Here is a 16,052-nt window from a genome sequence, read left to right on the forward strand (position 1 = left end):
GCGGGCGGGGAGCGGCAACCGGACTGCACGAGACCGTAGGGGCCTTGAACAGATTGTTGATTTCCGGTGCGTTGCCGCTGTGTGTCATGCCCACGTGAAAGGTGGAGACACCCTCCGCCGCGCTACTGCGACCGCGCCGCCGCCCACAGGGCGTCCCAGTCGGACAGCTTGACCGGGTTCCGGCCCAGGCTCGCGCCCAGCTCCGCCTCGGCCCGCTCGATCGCCAGCCAGCCCGGCCACGCCACCGGGTCGGCGCCCGCCGCCCGCAGCCCCGGAAGCGGGTCCTGCGGCACCTCACGGGACTCCAGCGCCGGGGCGTCCTCCAGCAGCGAGGTCACCGTCTCCTTGGCGCAGGAGCGGTTGCTGCCGATGACGCCGGTCGGGCCGCGCTTGATCCACCCGGCCACGTACTCGCCCGGCACCGGTACGCCGTCGCTCAGCACCCGGCCCGCCAGATGCGGCACCGTCCCGGTCACCGGGTCGGACGGCAGTCCCTCCGGCGGCATCCCCCGGTACCCCACCGAGCGGAGCACCAACTGTGCGGGGACGTCCTCGAACGCGCCCGTGCCCCGCACCCCGCCCTGCCCGTCCGGCTCGGTGCGCTCCAAGCGGACCCCGCCCACCCGGCCGTCCGCCTCCAGCACCTCCACCGGGCGCAGGAAGAACCGCAGGTGGATCGTCCGCTCGGTGTCCGGGGGAGAGGCGGCGGCCCAGTCGCGCAGCACCTCCGCGTTACGGCGCTGGGCGGCCGGCAGCGTCGACAGGTCCGTGAAACCCGGATCGAGCGCCAGCTCAGCCGGGTCGACCGAGACCCCGACGCCCGGCAGGTGGCCCAGCTCACGCAGCTCCTTGGTGGTGAACCGCGCCTGCGTGGGCCCGCGCCGCCCGGCCATCGTCACCTCGCCGACCCCGCCCCCGGTCAGCATCTCCAACGCGGCCTGCGGCATGTCCGTCCCGTGCAGCTCGGCCGCGCCGCGCATCAGCATCCGCGTGACGTCGACGGCCACATTGCCGACCCCGATGACCACCGCCGAGCGCACATCGCGCAGGAAACCCTCGTCGGCCGCGTCCGGATGCGCGCTGTACCAGGAGACGAACTCCGACGCCGACCAGCTCCCCGGCAGCTCCTCGCCCGGAATGCCCAGGGGGCGGCCCGCCGCCGCGCCCACGCAGTACACCACCGCGTGGTACAGCTCCCGCAGCCGCTCCACCGGCACCCCGTCCGGGCCGCCCACCCCGACCCCGCCCAGGAACCGCACCCGGTCGTGCTCCAGCACCGCCCGGAGGCTGCCCTGGAGCGACTTGATCTTCTCGTGGTCCGGGGCGACGCCGTACCGCACCAGCCCGAAGGGGGCCGGCAGCCGGTCCAGCACGTCCACGTGCACGTCGGGGTGGCGCTCCACCAGGCTCTGCGCGGTGTAGCACCCGCTCGGTCCGGAGCCGACGACGGCGACCCGCAGCACGGTGTACTCCTCACCCCGTGGCATCGGGAGACAGCCCTGACGGCTCCAGCATGGCACCGCGCGGCGGTGTCGGCAGGGGGGCCGGGCTACTCGCCCCGGTCGTCCGGCTGCTTCTCCGTGGCGAAGAAGCGGGACAGGTCGCCCCGGCCGGGCTCGCCGCCCATGTCGTCGCCGGGCGGCAGGCCCAGCTCCCCGTCGAGCCCGTACCGCTCGAACAGCTCCGCACGCAGGACGGGGATCGGCATCGGCACGCCCGGCACCAGTGCCGCGTACACCGCGCCCATCAGCAGCGCCCGGAGCATCGGGTAGCCGGCCGTGATGTCGTCCGCGCCGCTGCGGGCGATCGTGTCGCCGAGGAGTTCGGAGAGGCGTTGCTGCTCCGGGCACTGCACGAAGCCCTCTTCGCGCAGCAGGCCCGCCATGTGCTGGCGCATGAGCACCGGCCGCTCCCGCGCCAGGCCGAGGATCGCGTCGATGGCACGGGCCAGCCGCTCCCGCCCGTCCTCGGTACGCGGCTCCCGCTCCAGCGCCTCCTCCAGCGTGCGGTGCATCAGCCGGTGCACGGCGGACTGCACGAGCTGGCGCTTGCCTGGGAAGTAGTACGAGACCAGTCCGCGCGCCGATCCGGCGCGGTCCGCGATGTCGCCGAGGGTGGTCGCTTCGAACCCGCGCTCGTCCACCAGTTCGACCGCAGCCTGGAGGAGCCGCTCGCGTGAACGTCGCCGCAGCTCTTCATTGACCGAGGCGCTGCGCGGGGACATTGTCGAACTCCTGCGTTGACTGGCTGTCAGCCAACTATACTCAAGGCGTGAGGCACCGCATCGCGCGGGGCCTTATCAGGGCTGCCGTTCGTCTGAGCGCCGCGGGGGAGCGCCTCAGACGGACGGCAGTTCCGCTTCCGGCACCAGGTCCAGCACCGGCAGCAGCGCGTCCGGGCGGTCGGCCACCGACAGATGGTCCACGAAGTGCACCCGGCAGCCGAGCGCGGCCGCGCCCCCGTCCGCCACCCTGCTGTCCCCGACCATCAGCGTGCGCTCGGGCTCCGCCCCCAACTCCGCGCAGGCGGCGGCGAACAGCCGGGGGTCCGGCTTCCGCACGCCGTGCTCGTAGGACAGCACGTACGCGTTCACGTAAGCGTCGAGCCCGTGCTCGTGGAAGACCGGTCGCAGGTCCCAGCCGATGTTGCTGACGATGCCGACGGCCATCCCGCGCCGGCGCAGCTCTTTCAGGACGGAGAGCGTGTCGGGGTACGGGGTCCACGCGGCGGGGGTCATGTGCCGGGCGTACAGCGCGTCGTGGAGGGCGTCCGCGGGCAAGGGCACCTGCCGGGAGAGGCCGGTGTACGCGGCTCGGTGCGAAGCGGCACTGAGGTCCCGCTCGGCCCACGCCCCGGCCAACTCCTCCGGCACGGCGCTCGGTTCGGCACCGCCGGGCAGCGCACCCGCGCTCTCCAACGCGGTTGCCGCTTCGATGAGTTGGGGCTCCTCCATCCTGGTGCCGGTCGCCGCGAGGGTGGCGCGGAGCCAGGACTCGGTGGATTCGATCCGGCACAACGTGCCCGAGAAGTCGAACAGCACAGCGGTCATGCGCGGACCCTACTCCTGCGGTGCCGCTCATGAACCAGCACGGCGCAAGCCACCATCAGGGCGCCGAACAGCCAGCCTCCGAGCACGTCCGAGAACCAGTGCACCCCCAGCCAGACCCGCGTGAGGCCGACGCCGAGTACGGAGACGGCGGCCAGGGCGACCGCACCGTACCAACGGGCCCCACGGACCCCGTGTTGACGGATCAGCCACAGGAGCAAGCCGCACACCACGGTTCCCGTCATGGCATGCCCGGACGGGAACGCGGCATAGCGCGCACTGTCCACGGGGTCCGGCCACACCGGCCGTGGCCGCGCGACAGCCGCCTTCACGGTCTGCTGCACCACGGCCGCGACAGCACAGGTGACCAGCAGCCACAACGCCGTCCACCAGGCCGCCCTTCTCCAGACCAGCCACAGCGCAACCCCGGCGCAGAGCAGCCGCATGGTCACCGGGTCCCAGACCCAGTCGGTCAGCACCCGGAAGGTCTGCGTGAGACCCCGGTCCCTGACGGCCCACCGGTGGGTGGTGCGGGCGATGTCTTCGTCCAGGGCGAGGAGGGGGGACCAGTTGAGGGCGACGAGGGCGAGGAGCAGGGCGGAGGAGAGGGCGAGGAGGGTGGTCCGGGTGGGTTGGTGGGGCATGGGGCGATCCTCGTCGATGAGGGCCCCGATGCATCACCCGACGCGTCGGCCCGGTGCGGGCGACAGACCCTAACGCAACGCCCCCAGCCCCGGAACGAAAGCGACGATCACCGGGAGTACCGGTACCAGCGCGGCCGTCGCCGTCAGGCGGAGGCGTCGGGGTGCCGGGAGACGGGGCAGGGCTGTGAGGAGGCGGTTCACGCGGTGGGGAAGTTGGGCGTGGGGGGTGGGGGAGGGGCCGAAGACGCCTCGGTCCTCGTTGAGGTCGACCAGGGCGAGGGCCGTGGTGATGCGGCCGAAGCGGCGGGAGGCGGTGTCGTCGGCGGCCAGTTCGACCAGGCGGTGCATCTCGTCGCGGAAGGCGGCGAAGACCGGGACCTGGGGGAAACCGCCGGCCAGGGCGGCGGAGCAGTGCAGCAGCCAGTCGTGGCGGAAGCGGGCGTGGTCCTGTTCGTGGGCCAACAGGGCGTCCAGGCGGCTGCCCTTGAGTCGGCGGAGGGCGGCCGTGGTGACGACGAGTTGGGGTGTGGTACCGGGAAGCCAGTAGGCGTCCGGGCGTTCGCCCTCCAGGACCACCAGCCGTCCGCCCGGCTCCTCTCCCGGCAACAGGGGTGCGCGTTCGACGAGTTCGGTCCGGCGCACCCCTCGGCGGCGCTTTGCGTGCAGTACCTCGCCGGCCAGCATCGTCAGGGTCCACAGCCCTCCGCAGGCGAGCGCCACGGCGGTCGGCGCGGCCCAGGGGCCCGCCGCGCCGAGGGCGTACGCCTCGACGACCCCGTGCGGAGCCCCGCTGAACAGGTGCCCGCGCACCTCCTGCCAGGCCGCCGCCGCGCTCAGTGTCATCGACAGCGCGCAGCACAGCAGGACGGCGGCCACCACGCACTGCCAGGCCCACAGCGCCACCACCGGCTCCCGGTCCGGCCAGTCGGCCCGGGCCAGCAGGCGCGGGGCGGCGACGGAGGTCAGGATGCCGAGCAGCAGCAGCGCCACGGGGACCATCATGGGCAGCACCCTACGAGCACCGGGCCGCCCGCCGGCGCCGAAGTGACGCAGGCAACTCCCGCGCACCGCCCACCGCTTGAGGTGTCACATCGTCAGAAGCATCGCCAGCATGCCTATCCCCATCGACAGCCGGCACACCCGGGACAGCTCGGGCCGGTCACCCCACCGCACCGCGCCGGGGCCGCCCCGCACGGTCACGGGTACCAGGCGGGCACCGGTCAGCAGGACGTAGCCGGTGAAGTAGAGCAGGAGCGCGCCGGTCAGCCAGGCCGGGCCGGAGCCGCCCGTGTGGTGATGCGGAGCCGGGGCGGCGGCCATCAGCACCGCCATGTACACCATCGCCGTACTGCCCAGCAGATGGTGCAGATGGTGGGCGCTCTGCCGCGCCGACCACAGCGCGCGCAGTGCGGCCAGCCCGAAGACCGCGGCGTACAGCGGCCATACCCAGCGCGGTGGGGCGAACACCGCGGCGGGTACCGCCATCGCCGCCATCCCGAAGCCCATCAGTGCCTCGCCGCCCGCCGCGCGGCGCTGCTCCTCGACCCCGCTGCGCATCCGCAGCAGGCAGTAGGCGCCGGTCGCCGCGCAGAGCGCGACCAGCAGCCAGGCCGGTGACACCGGTCCGTGCACGCGCACCACCCCCGTTCGACGCCGTGTCGAGGGATGCGATGCCCACGCCAGGCGCAGCGCACGCGAGCGCAAGGGGGTGTACGGGGAGCGTTCACCGGAGCACGGCGTGTGACCAGGGCGGTTACGGGCCTCGCTCAATTCTTTTACTGGTGAAACACCTGTTAAATTGATTGCATGAGCAGCCGCCGCCTCCCCCTCACCCGGGCGCTCCGCCTCCAGGGGCCCTCCGCCATCTGGTTCAAGCCCGCGCTCAGCGTGGTCGTGTCGGCGGCCCCGCCCAACCTCCTCCTGCTGGCCCTCGGCCGCCTGGACCTCGCCCTCTACACGATGGCCGGGTCCCTCTGCGCGCTCTACGCCCACCAGCGCCCCTACGCGGCCCGTGCCCGCGTCCTCGCCGGGGTCGTGCTCGGCATGACGGCCGGACTCGCCGTCGCCCTGCTCGCCTCGGCGCTCACTCCCGGCCCCGTCGTCCTGGTGCTCGTCGGCGCCCTGCTGGCCGCCGCGCAGAAGACGGTCTGTGAGGCCACCCGCGTCGGCCCGCCCGGCAACGTCGTCGTCACCTTCATCAGCTCCGCCGCGCTGTTCGTCCCGCAGACCCTCGACGAGGTCCCCGCCCACCTCGGGCTCGCCCTCGCCGCCGGAGCCTGGGCCTGGCTCGTCTGCATGGCCCCCGGAGTGCTCCGACCGCACGGGCCCGAGCGCCGGGCCGTCGCGGCGGCACTCCATGCCGCCGCCGACCTCGCCGAACAGGGCCACGCACCCGCCCACGCCGCCGTGCACACCGCCTGGCAGGCCCTGCGTTCCCCCGGCGCCCGCCCCGACCCCACCCGGCGCGCCCTGGAAAACCTGCTGATCCGCGCCGAGACCGCGGACGCCGACCCCGGCCGACTGCGCGCCTGGGCCCAAGCCCTGCGCGGCACCGGCCCGGTGCCCCAAGTAACAGCCCCGGCCTCGGCCGACGCGCACCCGCGCCCCGCCCGCGTCCCCTTCAGGCACCTGGCCCCCATAGCCACCCGCACCGTCCTGGGCTGCGCGCTGGCCGGCCTGGCCGCCCTCTCTCTCGGCGTGGGCCGCCCCTACTGGGCCCTGGTCACCGCCGCCTCGCTCTACCAGGCCAACGTCACCCTCACCTGGAACCGGAGCGTCCAGCGCGTCGTCGGCAACCTCCTCGGCGTGCTCGTGTTCGCCGCGCTCACCCCGTTGACCCACCTCCACCCCGTCACACTCGTCCTGTGCTGCCTGGCGTGCAGTTTCGGCGCGGAAGCGCTCATCGCCCGCAACTACTGGCTCGGTACGGTATGCGTCACGCCCATGGCGCTGCTCATCACCGAGTTCACCCACCTCCAGGACCCGGGCCTGCTGATCACCCAGCGGGTGCTGGACACGCTGGTCGGCGCGCTGGCCGGGCTTGCCGCCGCCGTGATGGTCACCAACCGCCGGGCCGGCGACCGCGTGCACGACGCCCTGACCGCCGTCGAGAACGCGAGTGCGCACACCGAGCACCTGCTGGCCCACCCCGCGCCTCAAGCCCTGCCCGCGGCCCGCCGCGCCCTCGCCGTGGCTCTGACCGACCTGCGCGCCACCACCGCCGCCGCGCAGGGGGAGTGGTGGCAGCGGCCCTTCCCCGCCGAACGCCTCGCGCTCGCCGAGCAGGCCGGACACCGTACGCTCGCCGCGGCGGTGCGACACCGAGGAGTCGCACCCTTGAAGCAGGACTGACACGGCACGACAGCGGGACCACGGAGGACACACGGCCATGACGGACAGGGCGAATCAGCATGCCAGGGCGGACACCGTCGCCTCGGTGGTCCGGCAGTGGCGTGCCGTGCACCCCGCGCTGGACACCGGGCCCATGGAGGTTATCGGCCGGATCAACCGCTGCGCCGCCCTCCTCCAGCAGGCCGAGGACGCCCCGCTGCGCCGGGCGGGGCTCAGCCGGGCGGAGTTCGACCTGCTCGGCGCGCTCCGCCGCACCGGCCACGAGCTGACGCCGGGGGAGCTGGCGCGGGAGACCTTCTCCTCCGGGGCGGCCGTGACCAAGCGGGTCAAGCAGCTCACCGAACGCGGCCTCGTCGAGCGGCGCGGCGACACCCGCGACCGCCGCGTCTCCCACCTCCGCCTCACCGACGCCGGACGCGACCTCGTGGACGGCATCCTGCCCGAGCAACTCGCCTACGAGGAGGCCGTGCTGTCCGTGCTGACCCCCGACAGCCAGGACGAGCTGTCCGGTCTGCTCGCCGGGCTCCTCGACGGTCTGGAGGGCCGGCTGGGCGCCCTGCGCGGCTGAAGAGGTGCGTCAGATGCCCGGTCGGTACCGCAGCGGATGGTCCGCCGGGATCTCCACCAGCACGATCGGGATGCCGTCCGGGTCGGCGATCCACATCTCGATCAGCCCCCACGGCTCCCGGACCGGCGCCCGCACGATCTCCACGCCCTCGGCCCGCAGCTCGTCGTGCGCGGCGGCCGCGTCCGGCACCTGGAGCCACAGGCGTACCGACGGTGCGAGCGGGGTTTCGGCCCGGCCGGAGAGTTCGAGGAAGCCGCCGCCCAGGAAGTAGACGGTCCCGCGCTCGGGGCCCTCCCCGAACTCGCGGTAGACGGCGAGCCCGAGCCGGCCGCCGTAGAAGGCACGGGAGCGTTCGGGGTCCGTGGGGCGGATGAGGGTCCGGCTGCCCAGTACATGCACCATGCGAGCGGAGCCTAGCCGCCCGATTACCCTCGTCTGTGTTCAGCCGCGCCCCAGATCGGAGTACACCCCATGGACACCGCCACCGGACCGACGTTCCGCGACGCCACCGACGCCGACGTGGACGCCCTCGTCGCGCTCGTCGAGTCGGCGTACCGGGGGGACGCCAGCCGGGCCGGGTGGACCACCGAGGCGGACATCCTGGACGGGCAGCGCACCGACCCCGAGGGTGTGCGCCAGGTCATCAAGACGCCCGACAGCAGGCTGCTGGTGGTGGAGCGGGAGGGCGGGATCGTCGCCTGCTGCCAGCTCGAACACCGGGGAACGCACGCCTACTTCGGCATGTTCGCGGTGAGCCCCACCCTCCAGGGGTCGGGCCTGGGCAAGGCGGTCATGGCGGAGGCGGAGCGGCTGGCGCGGGCCGACTGGGGCGCCACCGAGATGCACATGACGGTGATCTCGGTCCGCGACGACCTGATCGGCTGGTACGAGCGCCGGGGCTACCGCCGTACGGGTGAGATGACCCCGTTCCCGTACGGCGATGAGCGCTTCGGCATCCCGCGCCGCCCCGACCTGCGCTTCGAGCTGCTGGTCAAGCCGCTGGTGTGACGGCGGCCCCGCCTAGGCGGTGAAGCGGCCGGTGCGCTTGATGTCCGGGAGGTCGGTGGTCGCGCCGTCCAGTTGGAGGGCGCGCACCAGCCGCAGCTCGTCCTGGGTGTTCACCACCCAGGCGAAGACCCTCAGGCGCGCGGCGCGCGCCTTCTCCACGACCTCCAGCGTCAGCCTGCGGACGTCCAGACAGAGGGTCGCCGCGCCGACCGCGACCGCGCGGTCCACCACCTCGGGGCCGTAGTGCTCGGCCACCAGCGCGGTGCGCACCCCCGGTACCAGCCGGGAGACCTCGGCGAGCGCCTCGTCGTGGAAGGAGATGACCTCCACGCGGGAGACCAGGTCCCGCCGGAGCATCACCTCCGCCAGCGCCTTCGCGGCGGCCACGTCCTTGATCTCGGCCTGCACGGGCGCCCGGACCGCGTCGAGCACCTCTTCGAAGACCGGCACCCGCTCGCCGAGCCCGGCGTCCAGGGCGCGCAGCTCCGCGAGGGTCTTCTCGGCGATCTGCCCGGTGCCGTCCGTGGTGCGGTCCACCGCGGCGTCGTGCATGACGATCAGCGCACCGTCCTTGCTCAGGTGCAGATCGAGTTCGATCAGGTCCAGCCCGGCCTGCTCGGCGGCGGCGAAGGAACGGAGCGTGTTCTCGGGCTCGACACCCATGACCCCACGGTGCCCGATGGTAAGGAAGTTCAAGGTTCAACTCGCTTCCGTCGACGGCGGATCCGGCTTTCGCGGACCCGACGGAGTGTCGTCGTCCGCACACCTGGCTCGCAGCCTAACGGCCATCTCGGCCCCCCGGCGATCGCGGACTGCCCGGCGGGGCGCCAGAGGCTTTATGGCCGGAACGGGGCGTCCGGTCACGGTCCCGGACCTCCTCGAGACCCGCTGTGAAAGTGAGCGCGGTCACGGTTTGAGGCGGGAAAAACAGCGGTGACCATGCGGCCGTGCAGAATAATTTCCCGATCCCCCTCTTGTTCGGCAAAACGGGGTATGCATACGGTGTCCATACGCGAGGTTCTCCCGTGGAGGATGGGACATGACGGAAATTCTTGTGCAGGCCGGTCCGGAGGGACAGGTTCCTTCGCTGACCAGGGTGGTCGAGCACCCGGCGTGGCCCGTCCTCAAGGCCGCGGTGGAGCAGATCCGGCCATGGCAGTCGAAGGACGGCTCGATCGACTTCACCGCCGAGGGCGCCCTCGAGCGGGCCGAGGCCGAGGCGGCCGTGAACCGGGTCGTTGACGCGGTGGAGCAGCTCTCCCCGCTGCTCCCGCACGACGCGGCGTACCACCGCGCGCTGGTGGCCGACCTGCGCCGCTGGGCCGAGGGCGGCTTCGAGGTGCCGGACTTCCTGGACTCGCTGCTGGCCTTCCAGCCCGCCGCCGACCGCGCGGACGGCCTCCAGCACCTGGTCGTCTTCGCGATGTACACGCAGAACGGCAACCCCGACCGCAATCTCGAGGCGGTCGTGCTGCGCATGGTCTGGCCGGACTGGCTGGCCGAGCTGGAGCGCACCCGGTACGACAACCCGCTGTTCTGCGGCATCACCTTCGAGGACTTCACGGCCGGCTACGACACCAACTCCGCCGTCCTCTTCCCGGAGACCATCGCCGTCCGCGAGGCGCCGGAACGTTTCTCCTGGGGTGGCATCTTCTGCGACCGCGAGGCCGCGCGCTTCCGCCGGGTCACCGACGCCGCCGTCGGCATCCTGGGCCTTGAGCTGCCCGGGGACATCGCCGCGATGGTGCACGACCAGAAGCGCTGCGAAGAGGCGTTCGTGCTCTGGGACATGGTCCACGACCGCACCCACAGCCACGGCGACCTGCCGTTCGACCCGTTCATGATCAAGCAGCGCCAGCCGTTCTGGATGTACGGCCTGGAGGAGCTGCGCTGCGACCTCACCGCCTTCAAGGAGGCCGTGAAGCTGGAGGCGGACGGCGTCCCGCAGGCCCGTGACGTGCAGTACGCGGTGCTCTTCGACCGGATGTTCCGCTTCCCGGTCACCGGCGACCGCGTCCGCAACTACGACGGGCTCGGCGGCCAGCTCCTCTTCGCCTACCTGCACAAGCACGACGTGGTCCGCTGGACCGACAACAAGCTCGCCATCGACTGGGAGCGCGCCCCGCAGGTCACCAACCAGCTCTGCGCCGACATCGAGCAGCTCTACCGCGACGGCATCGACCGCCCCAAGCTGGTCCACTGGTTCGCCGGGTACGAGCTCGTCGCCGGCTACCTCTCCCCGCACCCCGGCTCGAAGTGGGCCAAGGGCCCCGACGCCCTCGACCTCAGCCTGCCGCCGCGCAAGCTGGTGGACGACGTGCTCCCGGACGAGTTTCCGCTGAGCATGTTCTACGAGGCACTCGCCAAGAAGCTGAAGAATGTGATCGCCGAGACCAAGGGCATCACGGCGGACGGCGCCGAGCGGATCGCCGCGTGAGCGACCGCCGGGACGACACGGCAGTGGGAGAAGGGAAGACGATGCAGAACGGGGCTCTTCGGGGCGCGGTGATCGCGGTCGCCGGTGCGGGCGGACCGGCGGGACGGGCCACCCTGATCAGGCTCGCCGAGGCGGGCGCGACCGTGGTCGGCGCGGACAACGACCCCGCCCGCCTGGCGGAGGCCGTGGACGCGGCGCGCTACGCCAACGGCGGCGCCAAGGTCACCGGCGAGACGGTCGACCTGCTCGACCTGGACTCCACCCGCGCCTGGGCCTCCGGCATCGAGAAGGAGTTCGGCCGCGTCGACGGCCTGGTCCACCTGGTCGGCGGCTGGCGCGGCGGCGCCAAATTCGACGACACCGACCTCGCCGACTGGGACCTGCTGGAGAAGCTGCTCGTCCGCACGGTCCAGCACACCTCGCTGGCCTTCTACGACGCCCTCCAGCGCGCCGGTGACGGCCGCTACCTGCTGATCAGCGCCGCCGGCGCGTCCAAGCCGACCGCGGGCAACGCCGCGTACTCCGCCGCCAAGGCCGCGGCCGAGGCGTGGACGCTGGCCATGGCCGACGGCTTCCGCAAGGCGGGGGGCGAGGACGGCCCGCAGGCCGCGGCTGCCATCCTGGTGGTGAAGGCGCTGGTGCACGACGCGATGCGCGCGGAGCGTCCCAACGCGAAGTTCGCGGGCTTCACGGACGTCAAGGAGCTGGCCGAGGCCATCGAGGGCGTCTGGGGCAGGCCCGCCGCCGAAGTGAACGGAAACCGTCTGTGGCTGACCGAGAAGCCGTGAACCCTCCCAGGACCGACGCCCGTCGCCACCACGACCCGCAGGTCCGCGGTTTCGCCAGCGACAACTACGCCGGGGCGCACCCCGAGGTGCTCGCCGCCGTGGCCCTGGCCAACGGCGGCCACCAGGTCGCGTACGGCGACGACGAGTACACCGAGAACCTCCAGCGGATCATTCGCAGTCACTTCGGCGCCACCGCCGAGGCGTTCCCGGTGTTCAACGGCACCGGCGCCAACGTCGTCGCGCTCCAGGCGGTCACCGACCGCTGGGGCGCGGTGATCTGCGCCGAGAGCGCGCACATCAACGTGGACGAGGGCGGCGCGCCCGAGCGGATGGGCGGACTGAAGCTGCTCACCGTGCCCACCCCGGACGGCAAGCTCACCCCCGAGCTGATCGACCGGCAGGCGTTCGGCTGGGACGACGAGCACCGGGCGATGCCCCAGGTCGTCTCGATCACCCAGTCCACCGAGCTGGGCACGCTCTACACGCCGGACGAGATCCGGGCGATCTGCGAGCACGCCCACGCGCACGGCATGAAGGTGCACCTGGACGGGTCCCGGATATCCAACGCCGCCGCCTCCCTGAACGTCCCCATGCGGGCGTTCACCAACGCGGTCGGCGTCGACATCCTCTCGCTGGGCGGGACGAAGAACGGTGCCCTGTTCGGCGAGGCGGTCGTCGTCATCAACCAGGACGCCGTCTCCCACATGAAGCACCTGCGCAAGCTGTCCATGCAGCTCGCGTCCAAGATGCGCTTCGTCTCGGTGCAGTTGGAGGCCCTGTTCGCCAAGGACCTCTGGCTGCGCAACGCCCGGCACGCCAACGAGATGGCCCAGCGCCTCGCCGAGGGCGTCCGCGCGGTGCACGGCGTGGAGATCCTGCACCCGGTGCAGGCCAACGGCGTCTTCGCCCGGCTCCCGCACGACGTGAGCGTCCGGTTGCAGAAGCGGTTCCGCTTCTACTTCTGGGACGAGGCGGCCGGTGACGTCCGCTGGATGTGCGCCTTCGACACCACCGAGGACGACGTCGACACCTTCGTCGCGGCGCTCAAGGAGGAGATGGCCCGCTGAGGGCCCGCTCAAGACGCAGGAACGGCCCGGCCGGACGGTGATCGTCCGGCCGGGCCGTCGTCGTCTCAGTGGGCCTCGGCCGCGCGCAACTGCTCGTTCGTCGGAGCCGAGCCGCCCAGGTGGGCGGGGAGCCACCAGGAGTCCTCGGCGCCCTTCGGGCGGGCCGGGTAGGCGCGCTGGGCGGCGTCCAGCAACTCCTGGACGCGCTCGCGCAGCCGGCGGGTGATCGCGCCCGCGTACTGCTCGCGCGACGCCTCCATCGCCTCGCCGACCCGCATGGTGATCGGGGTGTGGCTGCGCCTGAAGTTGCGCGGCTGGCCCTTGGTCCACAGCCGCTGGGTGCCCCACAGCGCCATCGGCACCAGCGGGACGCCCGCTTCCTGGGCCAGGCGCGCGGCACCGGACTTGAAGCCCTTCAGCGTGAAGGACTGCGAGATCGTCGCCTCGGGGAACACCCCGACGATCTCCCCGGCGCGCAGCGACGCCAGCGCGTGCGCGTACGCCGTCTCGCCCTGCTCGCGGTCGACCGGGATGTGCTTCATGCCGCGCATCAGCGGACCCGACACCCTGTGCCGGAACACCGACTCCTTGGCCATGAACCGCACCAGGCGCTTCTGCGGCAGCGCGGCCAGGCCGTTGAAGATGAAGTCCAGGTAGCTGATGTGATTGCTCACCAGGACGGCGCCGCCGGAGCGCGGGATGTTCTCCGACCCCTGGCAGTCGATCTTGAGGTCCCAGACCTTGAACATCGTCTTGGCGAGACCGACGACGGGACGGTAGACCAGCTCTGCCATAAGCGGGGTGGTCCCTTTCTGCTCTGCTCTGCTCGGGAAAGGGGGCTCCCGGCGGGAAGTTACGGAGCCGTAGGTTTACGGCTCTCGCAGATCGTGCCCCAAGAACGGGCGGGTGACCAGTCCTGGTGCCCGGTGGCGGCGAGATCCTCGTCACGTCCGCCCTCGACCCCCCCTTTCGGAGGCAGGGAATCCATTCGGCCCTCGATGTGCTGGTGTTGAGGACGGATCGGACGAGCGGCGCCGCACAGGCGGCGGAGTGGAGGACACGGGTGCGCGGGGCGGACGACGTACGGCGGCTGACGACGGCCGACCTCGGCGGCGAACCGGGGGAGCGGGCCACCCTCGTACAGTTCTCCTCCGCCTTCTGCGCGCCCTGCCGGGCCACCCGGCGCACCCTCGCCGAGGTCGCGCGCATGGTGCCCGGCGTCGTCCACGTCGAGATCGACGCGGAGGCCCGGCTGGAACTCGTCCGCGAACTCGGCATCCTGAAGACCCCCACCGTGCTCGTCCTCGACGCGGACGGCGCGGTCGTGCGGCGCGCCCAGGGGCAGCCACGCAGGGCCGATGTCATCGCCGCGCTGGGCGAGGCCGTCGACGGGCGGCACGATGGCTGAGCGCTCCCGGGCACCCCGGCGGCGACTTGACTGCGCCCGCCGTCTGTCGTCAGCCTGGCCCGGTGCAGATCGAACACCTTCTCGCCGGACCGGTCGGCCCCAGCGGACCGGCCCGCCCCGGGAGCGCCCGCTGCCGGGGCCGTTGAACAGCCCCGGACCTCACCAGCTCGCCCCCGTCAGCAGAAGGATCACTCCATGACGGCCACCCCCGGCCTCGGTTCCCGTCAGCCCGCCTCGCCGGAGCTGCTGCGTTCCGTCTTCCGCCGGCACGCGGCCGGTGTCGCGGTGATCACCGCGCGCGGCGAGCGCGGCCCGGTCGGCTTCACCGCCACCTCGCTCAGCTCCGTCTCCGCCGAGCCCCCGATGATCTCCTTCGGCATAGGCACCGGCGGGTCGAGCTGGCCCGCCATCGAGCGCACCGACCACGTCGGCGTGCATCTGCTCGCCGAGCACCAGAGCGACCTCGCCGCCACCTTCGCCCGCAGCGGCGCCGACCGCTTCGGGGCGTCCACCGCGTGGCGCGAGGGGCCCGGCGGGGTGCCCGTACTGGACGACGTGCTCGCCTGGCTGGTGTGCCGGATCGTGGGCCGGGTACCAGCCGGGGACCACCGGATCGTGCTCGCCGAGGTGCTGTTCGGCGACCCGTCCGGCGACGGCCGTCCGCTGCTCTATCACCAGGGACGCTTCAACGCCCTGCGGGACTGAGCGGGTTGGGCCCCGGCTCTGCGGAGCCGTCGAGTTCCGGTTACGCTGCGTTGCGAAGGTCACAGTTCAAAGCGCTTGCTTAGCGGGCAGGAACTGGGTGTACTGGCGAGTAATATTTCGGTCGGAGCGCGCGGACGCCCCGACCGCGATCGGCCGCTTGAGGCGCCTATGCTGCACTTCAAGAGGCAGCCCGGAAAAGACGATGCAGTAGGAGAGCCGGCGTGAGCTTGAGGATCGTTGTCACTGTGAAGTACGTGCCCGACGCCACTGGCGACCGGCACTTCGCCGATGACCTGACCGTCGACCGCGACGACGTGGACGGTCTGCTCTCCGAACTCGACGAGTACGCGGTGGAGCAGGCTCTGCAGATCGCGGAGGACGCGGACGACGCCGAGGTCACCGTGCTGACCGTCGGCCCCGAGGACGCGAAGGACGCGCTGCGCAAGGCTCTCTCGATGGGCGCCGACAAGGCGATCCACGTCGAGGACGACGACCTGCACGGCACCGACGTGATGGGCACCTCGCTGGTGCTGGCCAAGGCGATCGAGAAGGCCGGCTTTGACCTGGTGATCTCCGGCATGGCCTCCACCGACGGCACCATGGGTGTCGTTCCCGCGCTGGTCGCCGAGCGTCTGGGCGTGCCGCAGGTGACGCTGCTCTCCGAGGTCTCGGTCGAGGACGGCACCGTCAAGGGCCGCCGCGACGGCGACGCCGCCTCCGAGCAGCTCGAGGCTTCCCTTCCGGCCGTGGTCTCCGTGACCGACCAGTCCGGTGAGGCGCGTTACCCGTCGTTCAAGGGCATCATGGCGGCGAAGAAGAAGCCGGTGGAGTCCTGGGACCTGTCCGACCTCGACATCGAGGCGGAGGAGGTCGGTCTCGAGGGCGCTTGGACCAAGGTCGAGGCCGCGACCGAGCGTCCGGCGCGCACCGCGGGCACGATCGTCAAGGACGAGGGCGAGGGCGGCAAGCAGCTCGCCGAGTACCTCGCGGGCCAGAAGTTCATCTAAGGCCCCGCACCCCGCCGACCGCC

18 protein-coding genes are annotated in these 16,052 nt (G+C 72.2%); 9 read left to right on the plus strand and 9 right to left on the minus strand.

What is annotated here, in order from left to right:
- Positions 1-122: 122 nt before the first annotated feature.
- The 6 genes from OG448_RS27645 to OG448_RS27670 all read right to left on the minus strand — a co-directional run bounded on the left by OG448_RS27645 (position 123) and on the right by OG448_RS27670 (position 5,322).
- The gene (locus tag OG448_RS27645; protein WP_405559001.1) at positions 123-1,463 is read right to left on the minus strand and encodes an NAD(P)-binding protein; all 1,341 of its coding nucleotides are present in this window, start codon (positions 1,461-1,463) and stop codon (positions 123-125) included.
- 86 nt (positions 1,464-1,549) lie between these two features.
- Complete coding sequence (locus OG448_RS27650; protein ID WP_405557770.1) at positions 1,550-2,224, minus strand: TetR/AcrR family transcriptional regulator; 675 nt, start codon at positions 2,222-2,224, stop codon at positions 1,550-1,552.
- 114 nt (positions 2,225-2,338) lie between these two features.
- On the minus strand, positions 2,339-3,049 hold the full coding sequence (locus OG448_RS27655) for an HAD family hydrolase (protein WP_405557772.1): 711 nt from the start codon (positions 3,047-3,049) through the stop codon (positions 2,339-2,341).
- Positions 3,046-3,690 carry a phosphatase PAP2 family protein gene (locus OG448_RS27660; protein ID WP_405557774.1) on the minus strand — a complete coding sequence of 215 codons (645 nt, stop codon included), beginning with the start codon at positions 3,688-3,690 and terminating at the stop codon, positions 3,046-3,048. The genes OG448_RS27655 and OG448_RS27660 overlap by 4 nt, the downstream gene beginning before the upstream one ends.
- 69 nt (positions 3,691-3,759) lie before the next feature.
- On the minus strand, positions 3,760-4,692 hold the full coding sequence (locus tag OG448_RS27665) for a M56 family metallopeptidase (RefSeq protein ID WP_405557776.1): 933 nt from the start codon (positions 4,690-4,692) through the stop codon (positions 3,760-3,762).
- Between the two features lie 84 nt (positions 4,693-4,776).
- Positions 4,777-5,322, minus strand: coding sequence for a DUF5134 domain-containing protein (locus tag OG448_RS27670; RefSeq protein ID WP_405557778.1), 546 nt, complete (start codon positions 5,320-5,322; stop codon positions 4,777-4,779).
- Between the two features lie 174 nt (positions 5,323-5,496).
- On the opposite strand from OG448_RS27670, the gene OG448_RS27675 reads away from it, so the two are divergent.
- Together OG448_RS27675 and OG448_RS27680 are read left to right on the plus strand one after the other, a co-directional pair.
- Entirely contained in the window at positions 5,497-7,041 is a 1,545-nt protein-coding gene (locus OG448_RS27675; RefSeq protein ID WP_405557780.1) for an FUSC family protein, read from the plus strand.
- A gap of 37 nt (positions 7,042-7,078) precedes the next feature.
- Positions 7,079-7,609 (plus strand): MarR family winged helix-turn-helix transcriptional regulator, encoded by a 531-nt coding sequence (locus tag OG448_RS27680; protein WP_405557782.1) that lies wholly within the window; start codon positions 7,079-7,081, stop codon positions 7,607-7,609.
- Between the two features lie 9 nt (positions 7,610-7,618).
- Here OG448_RS27680 and OG448_RS27685 read toward each other — a convergent pair whose 3' ends face one another.
- Positions 7,619-8,011, minus strand: coding sequence for a VOC family protein (locus tag OG448_RS27685; protein WP_405557783.1), 393 nt, complete (start codon positions 8,009-8,011; stop codon positions 7,619-7,621).
- A gap of 69 nt (positions 8,012-8,080) precedes the next feature.
- Between OG448_RS27685 and OG448_RS27690 the strand changes: the two genes are divergently transcribed.
- Positions 8,081-8,617 carry a GNAT family N-acetyltransferase gene (locus OG448_RS27690; RefSeq protein WP_405557785.1) on the plus strand — a complete coding sequence of 179 codons (537 nt, stop codon included), beginning with the start codon at positions 8,081-8,083 and terminating at the stop codon, positions 8,615-8,617.
- Positions 8,618-8,629: 12 nt separating this feature from the next.
- Here the strand turns inward: OG448_RS27690 and OG448_RS27695 are convergent, their stop codons facing one another.
- Positions 8,630-9,313 carry a glycerophosphodiester phosphodiesterase gene (locus OG448_RS27695; protein ID WP_405557787.1) on the minus strand — a complete coding sequence of 228 codons (684 nt, stop codon included), beginning with the start codon at positions 9,311-9,313 and terminating at the stop codon, positions 8,630-8,632.
- Positions 9,314-9,656: 343 nt separating this feature from the next.
- Between OG448_RS27695 and OG448_RS27700 the strand changes: the two genes are divergently transcribed.
- From OG448_RS27700 to OG448_RS27710, 3 genes are read left to right on the plus strand one after another with little or no spacing between them, the layout of a single operon-like run.
- Positions 9,657-11,054 (plus strand): DUF6421 family protein, encoded by a 1,398-nt coding sequence (locus OG448_RS27700; RefSeq protein WP_405557788.1) that lies wholly within the window; start codon positions 9,657-9,659, stop codon positions 11,052-11,054.
- A 41-nt stretch (positions 11,055-11,095) separates the two neighbouring features.
- Positions 11,096-11,842, plus strand: coding sequence for an SDR family NAD(P)-dependent oxidoreductase (locus OG448_RS27705; RefSeq protein ID WP_405557790.1), 747 nt, complete (start codon positions 11,096-11,098; stop codon positions 11,840-11,842).
- Entirely contained in the window at positions 11,839-12,909 is a 1,071-nt protein-coding gene (locus OG448_RS27710) for a threonine aldolase family protein (RefSeq protein WP_405557792.1), read from the plus strand. Before OG448_RS27705 ends, OG448_RS27710 begins: the two co-directional genes overlap by 4 nt.
- Positions 12,910-12,974: 65 nt before the next feature.
- On the opposite strand, the gene OG448_RS27715 is transcribed toward OG448_RS27710, so the two are convergent.
- On the minus strand, positions 12,975-13,703 hold the full coding sequence (locus OG448_RS27715; RefSeq protein ID WP_405557793.1) for a lysophospholipid acyltransferase family protein: 729 nt from the start codon (positions 13,701-13,703) through the stop codon (positions 12,975-12,977).
- 206 nt (positions 13,704-13,909) lie between these two features.
- Here OG448_RS27715 and OG448_RS27720 point away from each other — a divergent pair, with 206 nt between their 5' ends.
- The 3 genes from OG448_RS27720 (at position 13,910) to OG448_RS27730 (ending at position 16,029) form a co-directional block, all read left to right on the plus strand.
- Positions 13,910-14,317, plus strand: coding sequence for a TlpA family protein disulfide reductase (locus OG448_RS27720; protein WP_405557794.1), 408 nt, complete (start codon positions 13,910-13,912; stop codon positions 14,315-14,317).
- Positions 14,318-14,512: 195 nt separating this feature from the next.
- Entirely contained in the window at positions 14,513-15,022 is a 510-nt protein-coding gene (locus tag OG448_RS27725; protein WP_405557796.1) for a flavin reductase family protein, read from the plus strand.
- Between the two features lie 221 nt (positions 15,023-15,243).
- The gene (locus OG448_RS27730; RefSeq protein ID WP_405557798.1) at positions 15,244-16,029 is read left to right on the plus strand and encodes an electron transfer flavoprotein subunit beta/FixA family protein; all 786 of its coding nucleotides are present in this window, start codon (positions 15,244-15,246) and stop codon (positions 16,027-16,029) included.
- Positions 16,030-16,052: the final 23 nt, after the last annotated feature.

The sequence above is a fragment of the Streptomyces sp. NBC_01171 genome, from assembly GCF_045039805.1.
Taxonomy (GTDB): Bacteria; Actinomycetota; Actinomycetes; order Streptomycetales; family Streptomycetaceae; genus Streptomyces.